This window comes from Citrobacter koseri ATCC BAA-895, assembly GCF_000018045.1.
In the GTDB taxonomy this organism is placed as follows: Bacteria; Pseudomonadota; Gammaproteobacteria; order Enterobacterales; family Enterobacteriaceae; genus Citrobacter_B; species Citrobacter_B koseri.
The window spans coordinates 4546466-4562237 of the sequence record NC_009792.1 but is presented as its reverse complement, the minus strand read 5'-3'; the positions used below and the strand labels follow the sequence as shown (position 1 = coordinate 4562237).

The window sequence follows — 15772 nt, the reverse complement described above, 5'->3', positions numbered from 1 at the left end:
TCAATTTGCGCGTCAGCCGCTCGTTAACAATTAAGCAGATGGCAATGGTTGCGGCCGTTGTCCTGGTGTTTGTATTTATTTTTTGCACCGTTTTGCTGTTTCATTTAGTACAGCAGAACCGCTATAACACGGCTACGCAACTGGAAAGTATCGCCCGTTCTGTCCGCGAACCGCTGTCTGCCGCAATCCTGAAAGCGGATATCCCTGAAGCGGAAACCATCCTGGCGCGCATTCAGCCTGCGGGCGTGGTCAGCCGCGCCGACGTGGTGCTGCCGAACCAATTCCAGGCGCTACGAATGAGTTTTATTCCTGAGCGCTCCGTCCCGGTGACGGTGACGCGTCTGTTTGAACTGCCGGTGCAGATCTCGCTGCCGGTCTATTCCCTTGAGCGGCCAGCCAACCCACAGCCGCTGGCGTATCTGGTGCTCCAGGCGGACTCGTTCCGCATGTATAAGTTCGTGATGAGCACGCTCTCGACGTTAGTGACCATTTACTTACTTTTATCGCTGATGCTGACGGTGGCGATAACCTGGTGTATGAACCGCCTGATTGTGCATCCTCTACGCAAAATCGCCCGAGAGCTTAACGATATCCCGCCGCAGGAGCTGACGGGCCATCAGCTGGCGCTGCCGCGTCTGCATCATGATGATGAGATCGGTATGCTGGTGCGTAGCTACAACCTGAATCAGCAGATTGCCCAGCGTCACAGCATTGAGCAAAACGATCATGCGATGCGCTTTCCGGTTTCCGAGCTTCCCAACAAGGCTTTTCTGATGGGGCTTCTGGAACAGGTTGTGACGCGTCAGCAGACGACGGCGTTAATGATTGTCACCTGTGAAACGCTGCGCGATACCGCAGGCGTGCTCAAAGAGACGCAGCGGGAAATCCTGTTGCTTACGCTAGTGGAAAAACTGAAATCGGTGCTGGCGCCGCGAATGGTGCTGACGCAGGTGAGCGGCTTTGATTTCGCCATCATCGCGCACGGCGTAAAAGAACCGTGGCACGCGATTACGTTAGGTCAGCAAGTGCTCACTGTCATTAATGAACGGCTGCCGATCGAAAGCATCCAGCTACGCCCCAGTTGCAGCATTGGGGTGGCGATGTTTTACGGCGACCTGACGGCCGAGGCGCTTTATGGTCGCGCCGTCTCCGCCGCCTTTACCGCCCGCCGCAAAGGTAAAAATCAGATTCAGTTCTTTGACCCGGCGCAGATGGAAGCCGCGCAGCAGAGATTGACGGAAGAGAGCGATATTCTCAACGCGCTGGATAACCACCAGTTCGCTATCTGGCTGCAACCGCAGGTGGAGATGTCCAGCGGTAAGGTCCTGAGCGCAGAAGCATTATTACGCGTGCAGCAGCCGGATGGCAGTTGGGAACTCCCGGAAGGGTTAATTGACCGTATCGAATCCTGCGGTCTGATGGTGACGGTTGGGTACTGGGTGCTGGAAGAGTCCTGTCGCCAGCTTTCCGCCTGGCAGGAGCGTGGCGTGATGATGCCGCTCTCGGTGAATCTTTCCGCATTGCAGCTCATGCACCCGAATATGGTGTCGGATCTGCTGGAGCTGCTAAGCCGCTATCGTATTCAGCCGGATACATTGATTCTGGAAGTAACGGAAAGCCGACGCATCGACGACCCGCATGCCGCCGTCGCCATCCTGCGCCCGCTGCGCAGCGCGGGCGTACGCATCGCGCTGGATGACTTTGGTATGGGATACGCAGGGTTGCGTCAGCTTCAGCACATGAAATCGCTGCCGGTCGATATACTAAAAATCGACAAAATGTTTGTTGAGGGATTGCCGGAGGATGACAGCATGGTTACGGCGATTATCCTGATGGCGCGCAGCCTTAACCTGAAAATGATTGCGGAAGGCGTGGAGACCGAAGCGCAGCGCGACTGGCTGGCGCAGGCAGGGGTGGACGTGGCGCAAGGTTTCTTGTTTGCCCGCGCGGTTCCGCCGGATGTGTTTGAAGAACGTTACCTGAAGAACGCGCAGCCTGATTACAAAACTTAAAAAAGGTCAGACTTGTGCGAGCCAGCTCAAAGTTTTTAACATTTTTGTTTCAATTATGATCCAGGTGCATTTCTGTCATGTTGTGTGGGTGTTATTTTAAGGCCGCAGGTTAACCATAACCTTACAAGACCTGTGGTTTTTACTTCAAGGACACCCTATGAAAACCTCTCTGTTCAAAAGCCTTTACTTTCAGGTCCTGACAGCAATTGCCATTGGTATCCTCCTTGGCCATTACTACCCTGAATTAGGCGCACAAATGAAACCGCTTGGCGACGCGTTCGTTAAGCTGATTAAGATGGTCATCGCACCGGTTATCTTCTGTACTGTCGTTACCGGCATTGCAGGTATGGAAAGCATGAAAGCGGTGGGCCGCACCGGTGCGGTTGCGCTGCTTTACTTTGAGATTGTCAGTACGATTGCGCTGATCATTGGTCTCATTATCGTCAACGTCGTTCAGCCTGGCTCCGGGATGAACGTCGATCCGGCGACGCTGGATGCTAAAGCGGTGGCGATCTACGCCGAACAAGCAAAAGACCAGGGAATCGTGGGCTTCCTGATGGATATCATCCCGGGCAGCGTCATCGGCGCGTTCGCCAGCGGTAATATCCTACAGGTTCTGCTGTTTGCGGTGATGTTCGGCTTTGCGCTGCATCGTCTGGGCAGCAAAGGCCAGCTGATTTTCAACGTGATTGAAAGCTTCTCGCAGGTCATTTTCGGCATCATCAACATGATCATGCGCCTGGCGCCTATCGGTGCTTTCGGTGCGATGGCCTTTACTATCGGTAAATACGGCGTGGGTACGCTGGTGCAGTTGGGGCAGTTGATTGTCTGCTTCTACATCACCTGTATTCTGTTCGTGGTGGTGGTGCTTGGCTCGATTGCCCGCGCAGCTGGCTTCAGTATTTTTAAATTTATCCGCTACATCCGTGAAGAACTGCTGATTGTGCTGGGGACGTCCTCCTCCGAATCCGTGCTGCCGCGTATGCTGGATAAGATGGAAAAGCTGGGCTGCCGTAAGTCGGTGGTGGGGCTGGTTATTCCCACTGGCTACTCGTTTAACCTGGACGGAACCTCGATCTATCTGACGATGGCGGCGGTGTTTATCGCCCAGGCGACCAACAGTCATATGGATATCTTCCATCAGGTAACCCTGCTGGTGGTGCTGCTGCTCTCCTCGAAAGGGGCGGCCGGGGTAACGGGGAGCGGATTTATCGTGCTGGCTGCGACGATCTCCGCAGTGGGCCACTTACCGGTTGCGGGTCTGGCGCTGATCCTCGGTATCGACCGCTTTATGTCTGAAGCCCGCGCGCTGACCAACCTGGTCGGTAACGGCGTGGCAACGGTCGTTGTGGCGAAGTGGGTGAAAGAACTGGACCACAAAAAGCTGGATGATGTGCTGAATAATCGTGCGCCTGATGGCAAAACGCACGAATTATCCTCTTAATCTCACCTCTTATGCCCGCAGTCCCTTCCAGGACTGCGGGTGTTTGCGCATAATTGACCCCTGCACCCGAATCACTCAACATGTGGCTTCGGGATTTTTTCACTTCTGGCGTGACATTTTTATGTTCGCGCGGTCTAACACGAAGTGTTTTTAACGTCATATTCAGATAAGCCTTCCAGGCTGTCTTTTTATTACCAGGATTGTTGATCAGGGGTTTACATGCAGGGCACAAAAATTCGACTCTTAGCGGGCAGTCTGCTGATGATGGCTACTGTCGGCTATGTGCAGGCAGATGCGCTCCAGCCTGACCCGGCATGGCAACAGGGGACGCTGGCAAATGGATTACAGTGGCAAGTATTAGCTACCCCGCAGCGCCCAAGCGATCGTATTGAGGTTCGTCTGCTGGTCAATACCGGTTCGCTCACCGAAAGTACGCAACAGAGCGGTTTCAGCCATGCCATTCCCCGTATCGCGCTGACGCAAAGCGGCGGCCTTGACGCCGCGCAAGCACGTTCACTCTGGCAGCAGGGCTTTGACCCCAAACGCCCTGTGCCGCCCGTTATCGTTTCTTATGATTCCACGTTATATAACCTCAGCCTGCCCAACACCCGTAACGATCTGCTAAAAGAGGCGCTCTCTTATCTGGCGCATACCTCCGGCAAACTGTCCATCACGCCAGAGACGGTTGCGCATGCAGTCAATAGTGAAGATATGGTTGCCACCTGGCCTATGGACACCAAAGAGGGTTGGTGGCGCTATCGTCTGAAAGGGTCTGCGCTGTTAGGCCACGATCCGGCCGAGCCGCTGAAACAGCCTGTGGATGCGGAGAAACTTAACGCGTTTTACCAGAAATGGTACACCCCGGACGCGATGACGCTGATTATCGTCGGTAACGTGGACGCGCGTTCGGTTTCTGAGCAGATCAACAAAACCTTCGGCGAGTTGCAAGGCAAACGTGAAACGCCTGCGCCGGTGCCGACGCTTTCCCCTCTGCGCGCCGAAGCGGTCAGCATTATGACTGACGCCGTGCGCCAGGATCGTCTCTCCATCATGTGGGATACGCCGTGGCAGCCCATTCGCGAGTCCGCCGCGCTGCTGCGCTACTGGCAGGCGGATTTAGCCCGTGAGGCCCTGTTCTGGCATGTTCAGCAGGCGCTCAGCAAGAACAACGCCAAAGAGATTGGTCTCGGCTTTGACTGCCGGGTGCTGTTCCTGCGTGCGCAGTGCGCGATCAACGTTGAATCTCCCGGCGATAAGCTGAATCTGAACCTGGGGCTGGTGGCGCGTGAACTGGCGAAAGTCCGTGATAACGGCTTGCCGGAAGAGGAGTTTAACGCGCTGGTGGCGCAGAAGAATCTGGAGTTGCAGAAGCTGTTCGCCACTTATGCGCGTACCGATACCGATATCTTGATCAGCCAACGGATGCGCTCGTTGCAAAATCAGGTGGTCGATATTGCCCCGGAACAGTACCAGCGTTTACGGCAGAACTTCCTGAATAACCTGACCGTTGAGATGTTGAATCAAAACCTGCGTCAGCAGCTATCGCAAGATATGGCGTTGATTCTGCTTCAGCCGAAGGGCGAACCGGAGCTGAATATGAAGGACCTACAGGCAACGTGGGATCAAATCATGGCGCCAGTGACAGCAGCAGCAACAAGCGCAGAAACCGATGATGTCCACCCGGAAGTCACGGATATCCCGGCTGCGCAGTAGCAGTAGGCCGGATAAGGCGGTCACGCCGCCATCCGGCGAGAATGTCATGCCTGATGGCGCTACGCTTATCCGGCCTACCGTGCGGTTATTGCGGCATTGCATCGCGCGGGATAATCGCCCCGCGATGCTGAATGACCGTGCTGGCGGTCAGGTGCCCGCGCTGTGCGGCCCCGGCAGCGTCGCCGCCGGTTAAACGTATTGCCAGATACCCGGCGCTAAAGGAGTCGCCCGCTGCGGTGGTGTCGATCACTTTCTCTTTTGGCAATTTCACCGCCGGAACGTCAATCACCTCTTCGCCTTTGATGGAAACCAGGCAGGAATCTGCGCCGCGTTTCACCACCACTTCCTGGACGCCTGCGTCGTGCGTGCGGGCAATGACCTCGGCAACCGGCTTTTCACCCCACAATGCGTCTTCATCATCCAGCGTCAGGAACGCGATATCCGTGCATTCCAGCATCTGCTGATATACCTGCTGCGTCTCTTCTTTGCTTGCCCACAGGCGCGGGCGATAGTTGTTGTCAAAAATGACTTTCCCGCCGTTGGCACGGCATTCGCGCAGCAGCGACAGTAATTTATCGCGGCTGGACGGGCTTAAAATGGCAAGGCTGATCCCGCTCAGGTAGAGGTAGTCGAAGGTCGCCAGCTCTTCGCAGATTGCCGCAGACTGCTCGCTCTCCAGCCAGAATTTCGCTGCCGCCTCGTTGCGCCAGTAATAGAAAGTGCGTTCGCCAGTGCTGTCCGTCTCGATGTAATAGAGGCCCGGTAGACGGTTTTCCATGCGCTGCGTGAGGGAGGTATCGACATTTTCGCCTTGCCATGAATCCAGCATTTGCTGGCTGAAGCTGTCAGTGCCCAGCGCCGTCACGTAGTGTACGGACAAGGCCGCAGAATCGACCTGACGGGCGATGTAAACGGATGTATTCAACGTGTCGCCACCGAAACCGCGCTGAACGTCTGCGCCTTTCTGTGACAGCTCAATCATGCATTCGCCAATCACGGCAATCTTTTTGGACATAGTCGTGAACCTGCTCTGAAAAAAATTAGCGTTAGTGTGCGCTGTGGTGTATTCAGCGGTCAACTATATTAAAACATCGTTCCATTATTTTTTTGAGCCAACGCGTATTCTGTGTTGATTTTTGTCATGCTGTTTCTATTTTGCGGGACGCTGAACATAAAGTTCTTTGCCAGAGCGCCGATAACCTTTGACGAGTCCGGGCAGTCACACTCTCATTAACAGGACATCTGAGATGATAAAGCAGGTTATCCAGCAGCTAAGCATTCCTGAGGCAAGCATTGAAAGCTTGCAGGAGCGGCGCTTTTGGTTGCAGTGCGAACGTGCTTACACTTATCAGCCAATCTACCAGACCAACGGGCGATTGATGGCCGTGGAACTGCTGACGGTTGTGGTACACCCGGATAACCCTTCCCGGCGCGTTGCCCCGGATCGCTATTTTGCCGAACTGGCGGTAAGACACCGCGTGGATGTGGTGAAAGAACAGCTCCAGTTTCTGGAGCAGAAAGCCGATTTTTTCATGCGTCATGACCTGCTGGCCTCGGTCAATGTCGATGGCCCGACGCTGATCGCGATGCGTCAGCAGCCAGAGGTATTGAAAACGATTGAGCGCCTGCCCTGGCTGCGATTCGAACTGGTGGAACATATTCGTTTACCGAAAGACTCTTCGTTCGCCTCAATGTGTGAATTCGGCCCGCTCTGGCTGGATGATTTCGGCACCGGCATGGCGAATTTCTCTGCCCTGAGCGAAGTGCGTTACGACTACATCAAAGTGGCGCGGGATCTGTTTGTGATGCTGCGCCAGACGCCGGAAGGGCGAAACCTCTTTACGCTGCTGCTGCAACTGATGAACCGCTATTGCCGAGGCGTTATCGTCGAAGGCGTGGAAACGCTGGAAGAGTGGCGCGATGTACAACGTTCGCCCGCTTTCGCGGCGCAGGGGTATTTTCTGTCGCGTCCTGTTCCGCTGGAGAACCTTGAACAGGTGATCCTGATGCTGTAATACCCGCTGTTTCCCGGAATGGCGCGTCTTTCACGCGGTATTCCAGGACGCAGCCTGCCTCCCTTTTCCGTCTGCTGGACTATCTTTAGGACTGGCAAGGAAAGAAGTGAGGAAGTAAAACATGACGAAAGCAGGCAAAATAACCGCTGCCGTATCAGGGACTTTGTTGTTGTTGATCGTCGTACTCATCGTCCTGATTGCGACATTTGACTGGAATCGCCTCAAACCGACCATCAACCAGAAAGTCTCTACAGAACTCAACCGGCCATTCGCCATTCGCGGCGATCTGGGCGTGGTGTGGGAACGTCAAAAACAGGAAACCGGCTGGCGAAGCTGGGTGCCCTGGCCGCACGTTCATGCCGAAGACATTATCCTCGGCAATCCGCCGGATATCCCCGAAGTCACGATGGTGCATCTCCCGCGCGTTGAAGCCACGTTGGCGCCACTGGCGTTGCTGACCAAAACCGTCTGGCTGCCGTGGATCAAACTGGTGAAGCCTGACGCCCGCCTTATCCGCCTCTCGGAGAAAAACAATAATTGGACCTTCACTCTTGCGGCTGACGAGAAAAACGATCCCAATGCGCAGCCGTCCGCCTGGTCGTTCCGTCTGGATACGATTTTGTTCGATCAGGGGCGCATCGCCATTGACGATAAGGTCAGCAAAGCCGATATCGAGATCCTGGTTGATCCGCTGGGTAAACCACTGCCTTTTAGCGAAGTCACGGGAGCCAAAAGCAACAACGACAACAACGTGGGGGATTATGTTTTCGGCCTTAAGGCGCAGGGGCGTTATAACGGGGAACCGCTGACCGGCACGGGCAAAATTGGCGGTATGCTGGCGTTACGCAGCGAAGGCGCGCCTTTCCCGGTGCAGGCTGATTTCCGCTCGGGCAATACTCGCGTGGCCTTTGCCGGGGTGGTCAACGATCCGCTGAACATGGGCGGCGTCGATCTCCAGCTTAAGTTTTCCGGCGACTCGCTGGGCGAATTGTACGACCTGACCGGCGTACTGCTGCCGGACACGCCGCCGTTTGAAACGGACGGTCGCCTGGTGGCGAAAATCGATACGGAGACATCCTCGGTTTTTGACTACCGCAATTTTAATGGCCGCATCGGCGACAGCGATATTCACGGCTCTCTTGCTTACACCACCGGCAAGCCGCGCCCCAAACTGGAAGGGGATGTGGAGTCGCGCCAGCTTCGCCTGGCTGACCTGGGGCCGCTGATCGGCGTGGATTCCGGGAAGGGGGCGCAGCAGTCGAAACGCGCCGAGCAAAGCAAGGGTGAAAAGAGCATCCAGCCTGCCGACAAAGTGCTGCCTTATGACCGCTTTGAAACCGATAAATGGGACGTGATGGATGCCGACGTACGCTTTAAGGGCGGGCGCATTGAGCACGGCAGCAGCCTGCTGGTCAGCGATCTCTCTACCCATATCATCCTGAAAAATGCCGATTTACGTTTGCAGCCGCTGAAATTTGGCCTGGCAGGCGGCAGCATTGTCTCCAGCATTCATCTGGAAGGGGATAAAAAGCCGATGCAGGGAAGGGCGAATATCCAGGCGCGTCGTCTTAAACTGAAAGCGCTGATGCCGGATGTCGAACTGATGCAGAAAACATTGGGCGAAATGAACGGTGACGCGGATATCCGGGGAAGCGGCAATTCAGTGGCGGCGCTGTTAGGTAACAGTAATGGCAACCTGAAGTTGCTGATGAACGATGGCGTGATCAGCCGCAACCTGATGGAGATTGTCGGCCTGAACGTGGGTAACTTTATTGTCGGGCAGATATTTGGCGACGATGAGGTACGGGTCAACTGCGCGGCGGCTAATCTTGACATCGTTAATGGCGTTGCGCGCCCGCAAATCTTTGCTTTTGATACGGAAAATGCGTTGGTTAACGTCACCGGAACCGCGAGTTTCGCCTCTGAGCAACTGGATTTAACCATCGATCCAGAGAGCAAAGGGATTCGTATTATTACGCTGCGTTCGCCGCTGTATGTGCGCGGGTCGTTTAAAAACCCGCAGGCGGGGGTGAAAGCCGGGCCGCTGATCGCGCGAGGCGCGGTCGCTGCGGCGCTGGCGACGTTAGTCACGCCAGCCGCCGCGCTTCTGGCGTTGATTTCCCCGTCAGAAGGCGATGCGAATCAGTGTCGGACGATTTTGTCGCAGATGAAGAAATGATGATAGTGCCGGATGGCGGTGTAAACACCTTATCCGGCCTACGGGTGATGGCGGTCAAATCACAACGACTGGTGGCGCGTCTCGTGGGTCAACAGCAGCGCAATCAGCGTCAGGGCGGCCATTGACGCCAGATAGGTGCCGACCGCCGCCAGACCGTAGTTCCCCTGCAACCATGCGGCAATATATGGCGCTACGGACGCGCCAAGAATTGACGACACGTTATACGAGAAGGATGCGCCGGTGTAGCGAACTTCTGTCGGGAACAGCTCCGGCAACAGCGCGCCCATCGGGCCGAAGGTCAGCCCCATCAGACTCAGCCCCAGCAGCAGGAAAACGAATATCAATGCCGGATTACCGGAACCGAGCAACGGTTTAAAGGCAAACAGCGCGAACAGAATGATCATTGTCGTGATAATGACCATGCTCTTACGGCGACCAAAAGCGTCTGCCAGCAGGCCCGCAACTGGCACCATCACGCCAAAGCCGATCACCGCCAGCATCAACATCCACAACACCTCGTTACGCGGTAAACCGAGCCCCGCAGGAGCGGCTGCGGTACTGTACGTCATGGAATAGACCGTCATGATGTAGAACAGCGTATAGGTCGCCAGCATGATGAATGTCCCGAGTACTGTTACGCGTACGTGCCGGGTCAGCAGGGTGCCCAGCGGGATTTTCACCTGCTTTTTCGCCGCAGCGACCTTAGCGAATACCGGTGTTTCATGCAGCGAGACGCGGACGTACAGGCCGATAATGACCAGCACCGCAGAGAAAATGAACGGTAAACGCCAGCCCCAGGTCATGAACTGCTCATCGGTCAGCAGCCAGGAGAGGAGCAGGAACGTGCCGTTGGCGAAGAAGAAGCCGATAGGCGCGCCAAGCTGCGGGAAAGAGCCGTACAGCGCGCGCTTGCGCGGCGGGGCGTTTTCGGTCGCCAGTCGCGCCGCGCCGCCCCATTCTCCGCCGAGACCCAGACCCTGGCCAAAGCGCGCCAGCGCCAGCAGCAGCGGGGCGAAAATGCCAATGGTGGCATAGCCCGGCAGCAGGCCGATCACGACGGTGGAGATCCCCATCGTCAGCAATGACGCCACCAGCGTCACTTTACGCCCGACGCGGTCGCCGAAGTGGCCGAATAGCGCAGAGCCAATTGGACGCGCGACAAAGGCGATGGCAAAGGTGGCGAGGGACTGAAGCGTTGCCGCTGCCGGATCGCCCTGCGGGAAGAAAATATGGGGGAACACGATTACTGCGGCAGTCGCGTAAATGTAGAAGTCGAAGAACTCAATGGCGGTGCCGATGAGGGAGGCAACGACGACTTTATTGCGCGAGTTTACCGGAACGTGTTCCTGTTCGTTGTCGAGTGTGGTGGCGGTTGCTTGCATAGTATTTTCTTATTTTTTGGCGAACGAACGGCCATATTACGCACAGCAAAAGCGACATTTCAATCTGTAACAAAGCGGGATTTCGCTCAAATAATGGTCAAAAAGGGGATAATGTTTAGACCTGTGATTTCACGTCTATGAAATGCTTCACACAATTTTAAACTTAGAGGATAAAACTGGTTTTAGGTTAAATAAAAGTTACGGTCTGGATTTATATGCTGCAATGCGTGCCGTATAAGGCGTAGCGACCTGCCGGGCGGTAGGCCGGATAAGCATCGCGCCATCCGGCATCAAATGATGAACTAGCGGTGGGTTTTCCCTGGCATACGCGGGTCGTCTTTGTATTCGGCGGTGGCTATCCAGGCCGCACAAAACAGCGTCAGGCGGGCAAAGAAGTAGAAGAACGCCATCAGGCCAAGCACGGAACCGAATGCGGCGCCAGACGGGGATTTCACCAGGGAAGGCAGCGTGTAGGTCATGATGATTTTGATCACCTCAAAACCGATCGCGGCGATAAACGTACCGCGAATCAATGCCTTCTTGCGCGGTCGGTGGCGCGGTAGCCGCCAGAAAATCCAGAAGAACAGCAGGTAGTTGGCGAAAATCGAAATGGCCAGCCCAATCAACCGCCAGGCGGGTTTTAGCCACTCAATGCTGTCGAGATACAGCGCGGAGATAATCATCTGCTGCGCAGAACCGGCAATCGAGGTAATGGACAGCGTGATAATCAGCGCAACCAACAGCCCAATCAGCGAGACAAAATCGCGCAGGTATTTTATCCAGATTTTTTCCTGATCCTGCGGGGTGCGCTCCCACACGTCCCGAGACTGGGCGCGAATCGCTTCACGCAGGTTGCCCATCCAGTTGATCCCGGAATAGAGCGCAATGCCCAGCCCCACCAGGCCGACGGTGGTTCGCTGCTGAACGGCGGTGTTGATAGTGCTTTTCAGCGTGGACGCCAGCGTAGGGTCGCTGACGTTCATCAGGATTTTATTGAAAATGTCCTCTAATAGCGTGGGATGCGACGCGAGAATAAAACCGGCGGCGGCAAACGACACCATCAGGACAGGGATCATCGACAGAAACGAGAAATAGGTGATCGCGGCGCCAAACTGGTTGCCCAGCCGATCGTTAAAACGCTCTGCGGCGCGGATCAGGTGGGCAATCACCGGCTGACGCTGGATTCTCGCTGCCGTCGTGGAGACCGTTTTGAGCGCCTGGGTGGCCTTGTTGTTTGTTTCTGGTTCGTCACGATCATGCGTCTCCACTTTGGGCACCGGCGCATGGTCGAGTTCCTGAATAGGGCGTTTTACGTCTTTTTCCTGCGTCATCAGGTCGATAGTCCTTCTTTTGTTAACTCTCAGAACAGTATAGCGTGTCAGTCCACGTAGTCTTTCATTACGCCGGTCAGCCACTCCATAAACAGGTGCACCCGGCGGGAGAGGTTGCGGCGATGCGGGTAGAGCAGGGACACCGGCATTGGGTCAGCGCGATACTGCGGCAGGATCTCGATGAGCGTTCCGGCGCGCAATGCCTCGCGAACGCCGATGCGCGGCACCTGAATGATTCCCAGCCCCGCCAGGCAGGCGGCATGGTAAGTCTCGGTGCTGTTGACCGTCAGAATGCCGCCGGTTTTAATCCACTGCGTGCCGTTTGCCGTTGCCACTTCGAAGCCTTGCGGGCGCGTGCCCAGATTGACGGAATAATGAACCACCGCATGCGAGGCCAGATCGTCCAGACCTTCTGGGTAGCCAAAACGCGCCAGATACTGCGGACTGGCGCAGTTAATGACCGACAGCTTTCCCAACGGGCGGGCGATCAACCCGGAATCCTTTAGCGCCCCGACCCGCACCACGCAGTCGAACCCTTCCCGTATCAAATCCACCAGGCGATCGCTGCTGCTGAGTTCCAGCTCAATACCCGGATACTGCTGTAAAAACGCGGGCAGGCGCGGTATCACCAGGTTCTTGGCGACCCCAACCGGCATATCGACCCGCAGCTTGCCGCTGATGCTGGCCGGGTCGTGCTGGAATAAACCGTCCAGCTCGTCCAGGTTCGTCAGCAGATCTTTCGCACGTTCGTAATACACCATTCCGTCCTGAGTAAGCTGAACCCGCCGGGTGGTGCGGTGCAGCAACTGCGTGCCGAGGTGGTTTTCCAGCGCCTGTATCTGGCGGGATACGCTACCTTTAGGAAGGCCTGATGTTTCGGCGGCGCGGGAAAAACTCTCCAGTTCAGCGACGCGAATGAACAACTGCATTGCGTGAATTTTATCCATCGCGAGGTCCCGGTGTTGTTCTGAATGAAACAGTGAAGCGCATTTCGCTACATTTATTGTTTTTCTAACACCTAATAAGCTCTTTCTCAATCTTCACAACACCTGAAATGAGGTTTCTTATGACGCAACGTATCGCATTAGTGACCGGCGGCAGCCGAGGGCTCGGTAAAAACGCGGCGCTTAAGCTGGCGAGCAGAGGAATCGGGATCATTCTGACGTGGAACAGCAATGAAAAAGAGGCGCAGCAGGTCGTGCATGAAATTACGCAATCAGGCGGGAAAGCCGCAGCATTGCAGTTGAATGTCGGGGATATTTCGGGATTCCCGGCGTTTGTTGAAAAGGTGCGGGAAACCCTGAAAACGGAGTGGCAGCGTGATTCGTTTGATTATTTATTGAACAATGCCGGAATCGGCATCAACGCGCCGTATTCGACCTTCACTGAAGCGCAGTTTGACCAGCTTTTGAACATTCAGTTTAAAGGGCCGTTTTTCCTGACTCAGGGGCTGTTACCCCTGCTGAAGAATGGCGGCAGGATCCTCAATGTGTCGACGGGGCTGGCCCGTTTTGCGTTGCCTGGCTACAGCGCTTATGCCGCGATGAAGGGGGCGATGGAAGTGCTGACGCGTTATCAGGCAAAAGAGCTGGGCGAACGCGGCATTAGCGTGAACATCATTGCGCCGGGAGCCATTGAAACTGATTTTGGCGGCGGCAATGTGCGGGACAATGAACAACTGAATGCGTATATCGCGTCACAAACTGCCCTGGGACGGGTTGGTTTGCCGGACGATATTGGTGATGCCATCGCCGCGTTGCTCAGTGATGAACTGGGCTGGATGACCGCGCAGCGTATCGAAGTGTCGGGCGGCATGTTCTTATAATCAGGATGATAATATTAAGCGGGTGGTTTACACCCGCAACATTAATTTAGATTAAGGATAAACTTATTTCAGGAACGCTGTTTTATTCCTGACGTTAATTTTAATATTCCGCGATGACTGTTCATCGACTTCTCTTTATTTCCCTCGCCGCCCAAAATAAATTTCTCAACCTTTGCGTTATAGTCACTGTAATGCCAAAAAAATCTGTTATATCTATCAAAACAGATAATTAAAATAATATTAAAAGCCTTCTTTATGGAGGGGCTTTTTTAGGGACGATCATGACGAATAACGCTTCGCAGGCGATGCATTCGCCTTTTGAACACTGTCTGGGCATCATCCGTCAGGCGTCAGTGGAGATCCTGCTGCTGCTGGGCGTACATGTTGCGGAAGGAAAAGAACCGCGCTGGTTTATGGAACAACTGGATCAAGCCCGCCTTAATTTAGGCGGCTGGAGCGTGGTGGCAAAAAAATTACATATAAACGATGCGCAACTGAGCCAGTTTATGCTGCATTTGCGACATCTCCAGCAGTATGTTCCGCAATATGACAGCGGGAAGGATGTCAGTGAAAACCAACTGCTTGCCGCCCTGCGTTTTGTGGCGTCGCTGGAACAACTGCGCCAGCGGCAGCCGCTTCTCACTTATCAGACTGATATTGATGCAGGCAATCAGGACGCGCAAATACAGGCCCGGCGTCAGCTGCGGGCGATTGAACTCACGCTGAAAGCGCTTATTTCGCAGGTGTGGCCGGATCGTCATCAGTTGAATAGCTACCTGAAGCTGCATTTTGGCGCCGATCGTCTGCGACGCTGGTTAAAACTCAGCGAAGGACAGGATGCGCTCAGCGCGATGCTGTTCAGCGAGCTGGCATTGATGGTGGTCGATAAAAAGTCGTTTGCCCGTCACTATTCCGCATTTTTCAAAGACGCGTCTGCGCTGACGCTGTTTGTTGAGCCGCGTACGACCCTGCGTATGTTCCTTGAGGATTGCCGTCAGGCGCGTAACGGCATCATCGCCGGGCAGCCGCTCAGTTCCGTACAGTTGTCGCTACTGGATTGTCAGTTCCGGCAGATCACCCGCTCGGTACAGCGGGCGTTTAATGAAAAACGCACTCGCATAAACCCGGCTTCGTTTATGGCGTCCGATGAGGGCGTGGTGGAGAAATTCTGGGAGGAGGCGCGAGAAAAAGACGCGCTGGCGGGGGGAGATAACCAGGAAATTGGCGAGAGTATTGAACCGCCTCACAAGCGACAGCAGCGGACGGCTGAAGAGCGTGAGCAGCTGATTTCCGGGGTGTTGTGGGGCGGGGTTGGCGCAATGGTGCTGGCGATCCTGGTGGGGGCGTTTTGGTTGTTCAGCTCGCCGCCTCCTTCTGCCGCGCCCGTACAACGCGACGAGGTCATGCAGGATGACGCCCGGCTTGAGGCGCCCTCCGCGCGGGAAACCATGAGCCGCATGGGGATCACCTGGGACCCGTTTAATATGCGCTCGGCGATCGACCGTAATGATACGCGCGTTACGGCGTTGTTCTTACAGGGCGGGATGAACTGGCAGCTGGCCTGGACCGAACAGGCGTTTTCGGCGGGCAATGCCGATGTGCTGCAACTGCTGCTGCGCTACCCTTCGCTGATGGATGAGGTAAAACCCTGCCGACGCTTCCTGACGTCGCTGAGCCACGCCATGCTGAACGGAGCGTCGCTGACGTCGCTGCATAAAAAGTATCTGCAAAGTTTTTGTACCGTTCCGGCGGTGGTGATGCGCCAGCAGCATGATATGGAGCAGGCCCGGCTGCGTGTTCAGGCCGAGCCCAGCGTGGAAAACAAAAAATGGTTAAAGATTCAGACCGCCATTTATAACGAGATTCGGTAA

General features: G+C 55.3%; 11 protein-coding genes. 7 read left to right on the top strand and 4 right to left on the bottom strand.

Features of this window, described 5'->3' with window-relative positions; all coding sequences use genetic code 11:
* Positions 1–5: 5 nt before the first annotated feature.
* From hmsP to CKO_RS21175, 3 genes are all read left to right on the top strand, one after another.
* Positions 6–2012, top strand: a complete 2007-nt coding sequence (gene hmsP / locus CKO_RS21185; RefSeq protein WP_024131042.1) for a biofilm formation regulator HmsP — start codon at positions 6–8, stop codon at positions 2010–2012.
* A 157-nt stretch (positions 2013–2169) separates the two neighbouring features.
* The gene (gene dctA, locus CKO_RS21180; RefSeq protein ID WP_012135654.1) at positions 2170–3456 is read left to right on the top strand and encodes a C4-dicarboxylate transporter DctC; all 1287 of its coding nucleotides are present in this window, start codon (positions 2170–2172) and stop codon (positions 3454–3456) included.
* Between the two features lie 219 nt (positions 3457–3675).
* The gene (locus CKO_RS21175; protein WP_012135653.1) at positions 3676–5169 is read left to right on the top strand and encodes a M16 family metallopeptidase; all 1494 of its coding nucleotides are present in this window, start codon (positions 3676–3678) and stop codon (positions 5167–5169) included.
* Between the two features lie 85 nt (positions 5170–5254).
* On the opposite strand, the gene kdgK is transcribed toward CKO_RS21175, so the two are convergent.
* Positions 5255–6184 carry a 2-dehydro-3-deoxygluconokinase gene (kdgK, locus tag CKO_RS21170; protein ID WP_012135652.1) on the bottom strand — a complete coding sequence of 310 codons (930 nt, stop codon included), beginning with the start codon at positions 6182–6184 and terminating at the stop codon, positions 5255–5257.
* Between the two features lie 232 nt (positions 6185–6416).
* On the opposite strand from kdgK, the gene pdeH reads away from it, so the two are divergent.
* Both pdeH and CKO_RS21160 read left to right on the top strand, forming a co-directional pair.
* On the top strand, positions 6417–7184 hold the full coding sequence (pdeH, locus tag CKO_RS21165; protein ID WP_012135651.1) for a cyclic-guanylate-specific phosphodiesterase: 768 nt from the start codon (positions 6417–6419) through the stop codon (positions 7182–7184).
* 121 nt (positions 7185–7305) lie between these two features.
* The gene (locus CKO_RS21160; RefSeq protein WP_012135649.1) at positions 7306–9363 is read left to right on the top strand and encodes an AsmA family protein; all 2058 of its coding nucleotides are present in this window, start codon (positions 7306–7308) and stop codon (positions 9361–9363) included.
* A gap of 59 nt (positions 9364–9422) precedes the next feature.
* Here the strand turns inward: CKO_RS21160 and CKO_RS21155 are convergent, their stop codons facing one another.
* The 3 genes from CKO_RS21155 to CKO_RS21145 all read right to left on the bottom strand — a co-directional run bounded on the left by CKO_RS21155 (position 9423) and on the right by CKO_RS21145 (position 13023).
* Complete coding sequence (locus CKO_RS21155; protein ID WP_012135648.1) at positions 9423–10745, bottom strand: MFS transporter; 1323 nt, start codon at positions 10743–10745, stop codon at positions 9423–9425.
* A 302-nt stretch (positions 10746–11047) separates the two neighbouring features.
* Positions 11048–12076, bottom strand: a complete 1029-nt coding sequence (gene yhjD / locus CKO_RS21150; protein WP_012135646.1) for an inner membrane protein YhjD — start codon at positions 12074–12076, stop codon at positions 11048–11050.
* A 47-nt stretch (positions 12077–12123) separates the two neighbouring features.
* Positions 12124–13023, bottom strand: a complete 900-nt coding sequence (locus CKO_RS21145; protein WP_012135645.1) for a LysR family transcriptional regulator — start codon at positions 13021–13023, stop codon at positions 12124–12126.
* 119 nt (positions 13024–13142) lie between these two features.
* On the opposite strand from CKO_RS21145, the gene CKO_RS21140 reads away from it, so the two are divergent.
* The gene (locus CKO_RS21140; RefSeq protein WP_024131041.1) at positions 13143–13901 is read left to right on the top strand and encodes an SDR family NAD(P)-dependent oxidoreductase; all 759 of its coding nucleotides are present in this window, start codon (positions 13143–13145) and stop codon (positions 13899–13901) included.
* Between the two features lie 281 nt (positions 13902–14182).
* Positions 14183–15772, top strand: coding sequence for an STY4199 family HEPN domain-containing protein (locus CKO_RS21135; protein WP_012135643.1), 1590 nt, complete (start codon positions 14183–14185; stop codon positions 15770–15772).

Excerpts from the sequence above, each read along its gene's own strand:
- pdeH (WP_012135651.1), top strand. The coding sequence starts at position 6,417 with ATGATAAAGCAGGTTATCCAGCAGCTAAGCATTCCTGAGGCAAGCATT.
- CKO_RS21145 (WP_012135645.1), bottom strand. The coding sequence starts at position 13,023 with ATGGATAAAATTCACGCAATGCAGTTGTTCATTCGCGTCGCTGAACTG.
- dctA (WP_012135654.1), top strand. The coding sequence starts at position 2,170 with ATGAAAACCTCTCTGTTCAAAAGCCTTTACTTTCAGGTCCTGACAGCA.
- CKO_RS21160 (WP_012135649.1), top strand. The coding sequence starts at position 7,306 with ATGACGAAAGCAGGCAAAATAACCGCTGCCGTATCAGGGACTTTGTTG.
- CKO_RS21135 (WP_012135643.1), top strand. The coding sequence starts at position 14,183 with ATGACGAATAACGCTTCGCAGGCGATGCATTCGCCTTTTGAACACTGT.
- CKO_RS21155 (WP_012135648.1), bottom strand. The coding sequence starts at position 10,745 with ATGCAAGCAACCGCCACCACACTCGACAACGAACAGGAACACGTTCCG.
- kdgK (WP_012135652.1), bottom strand. The coding sequence starts at position 6,184 with ATGTCCAAAAAGATTGCCGTGATTGGCGAATGCATGATTGAGCTGTCA.
- CKO_RS21175 (WP_012135653.1), top strand. The coding sequence starts at position 3,676 with ATGCAGGGCACAAAAATTCGACTCTTAGCGGGCAGTCTGCTGATGATG.
- CKO_RS21140 (WP_024131041.1), top strand. The coding sequence starts at position 13,143 with ATGACGCAACGTATCGCATTAGTGACCGGCGGCAGCCGAGGGCTCGGT.
- yhjD (WP_012135646.1), bottom strand. The coding sequence starts at position 12,076 with ATGACGCAGGAAAAAGACGTAAAACGCCCTATTCAGGAACTCGACCAT.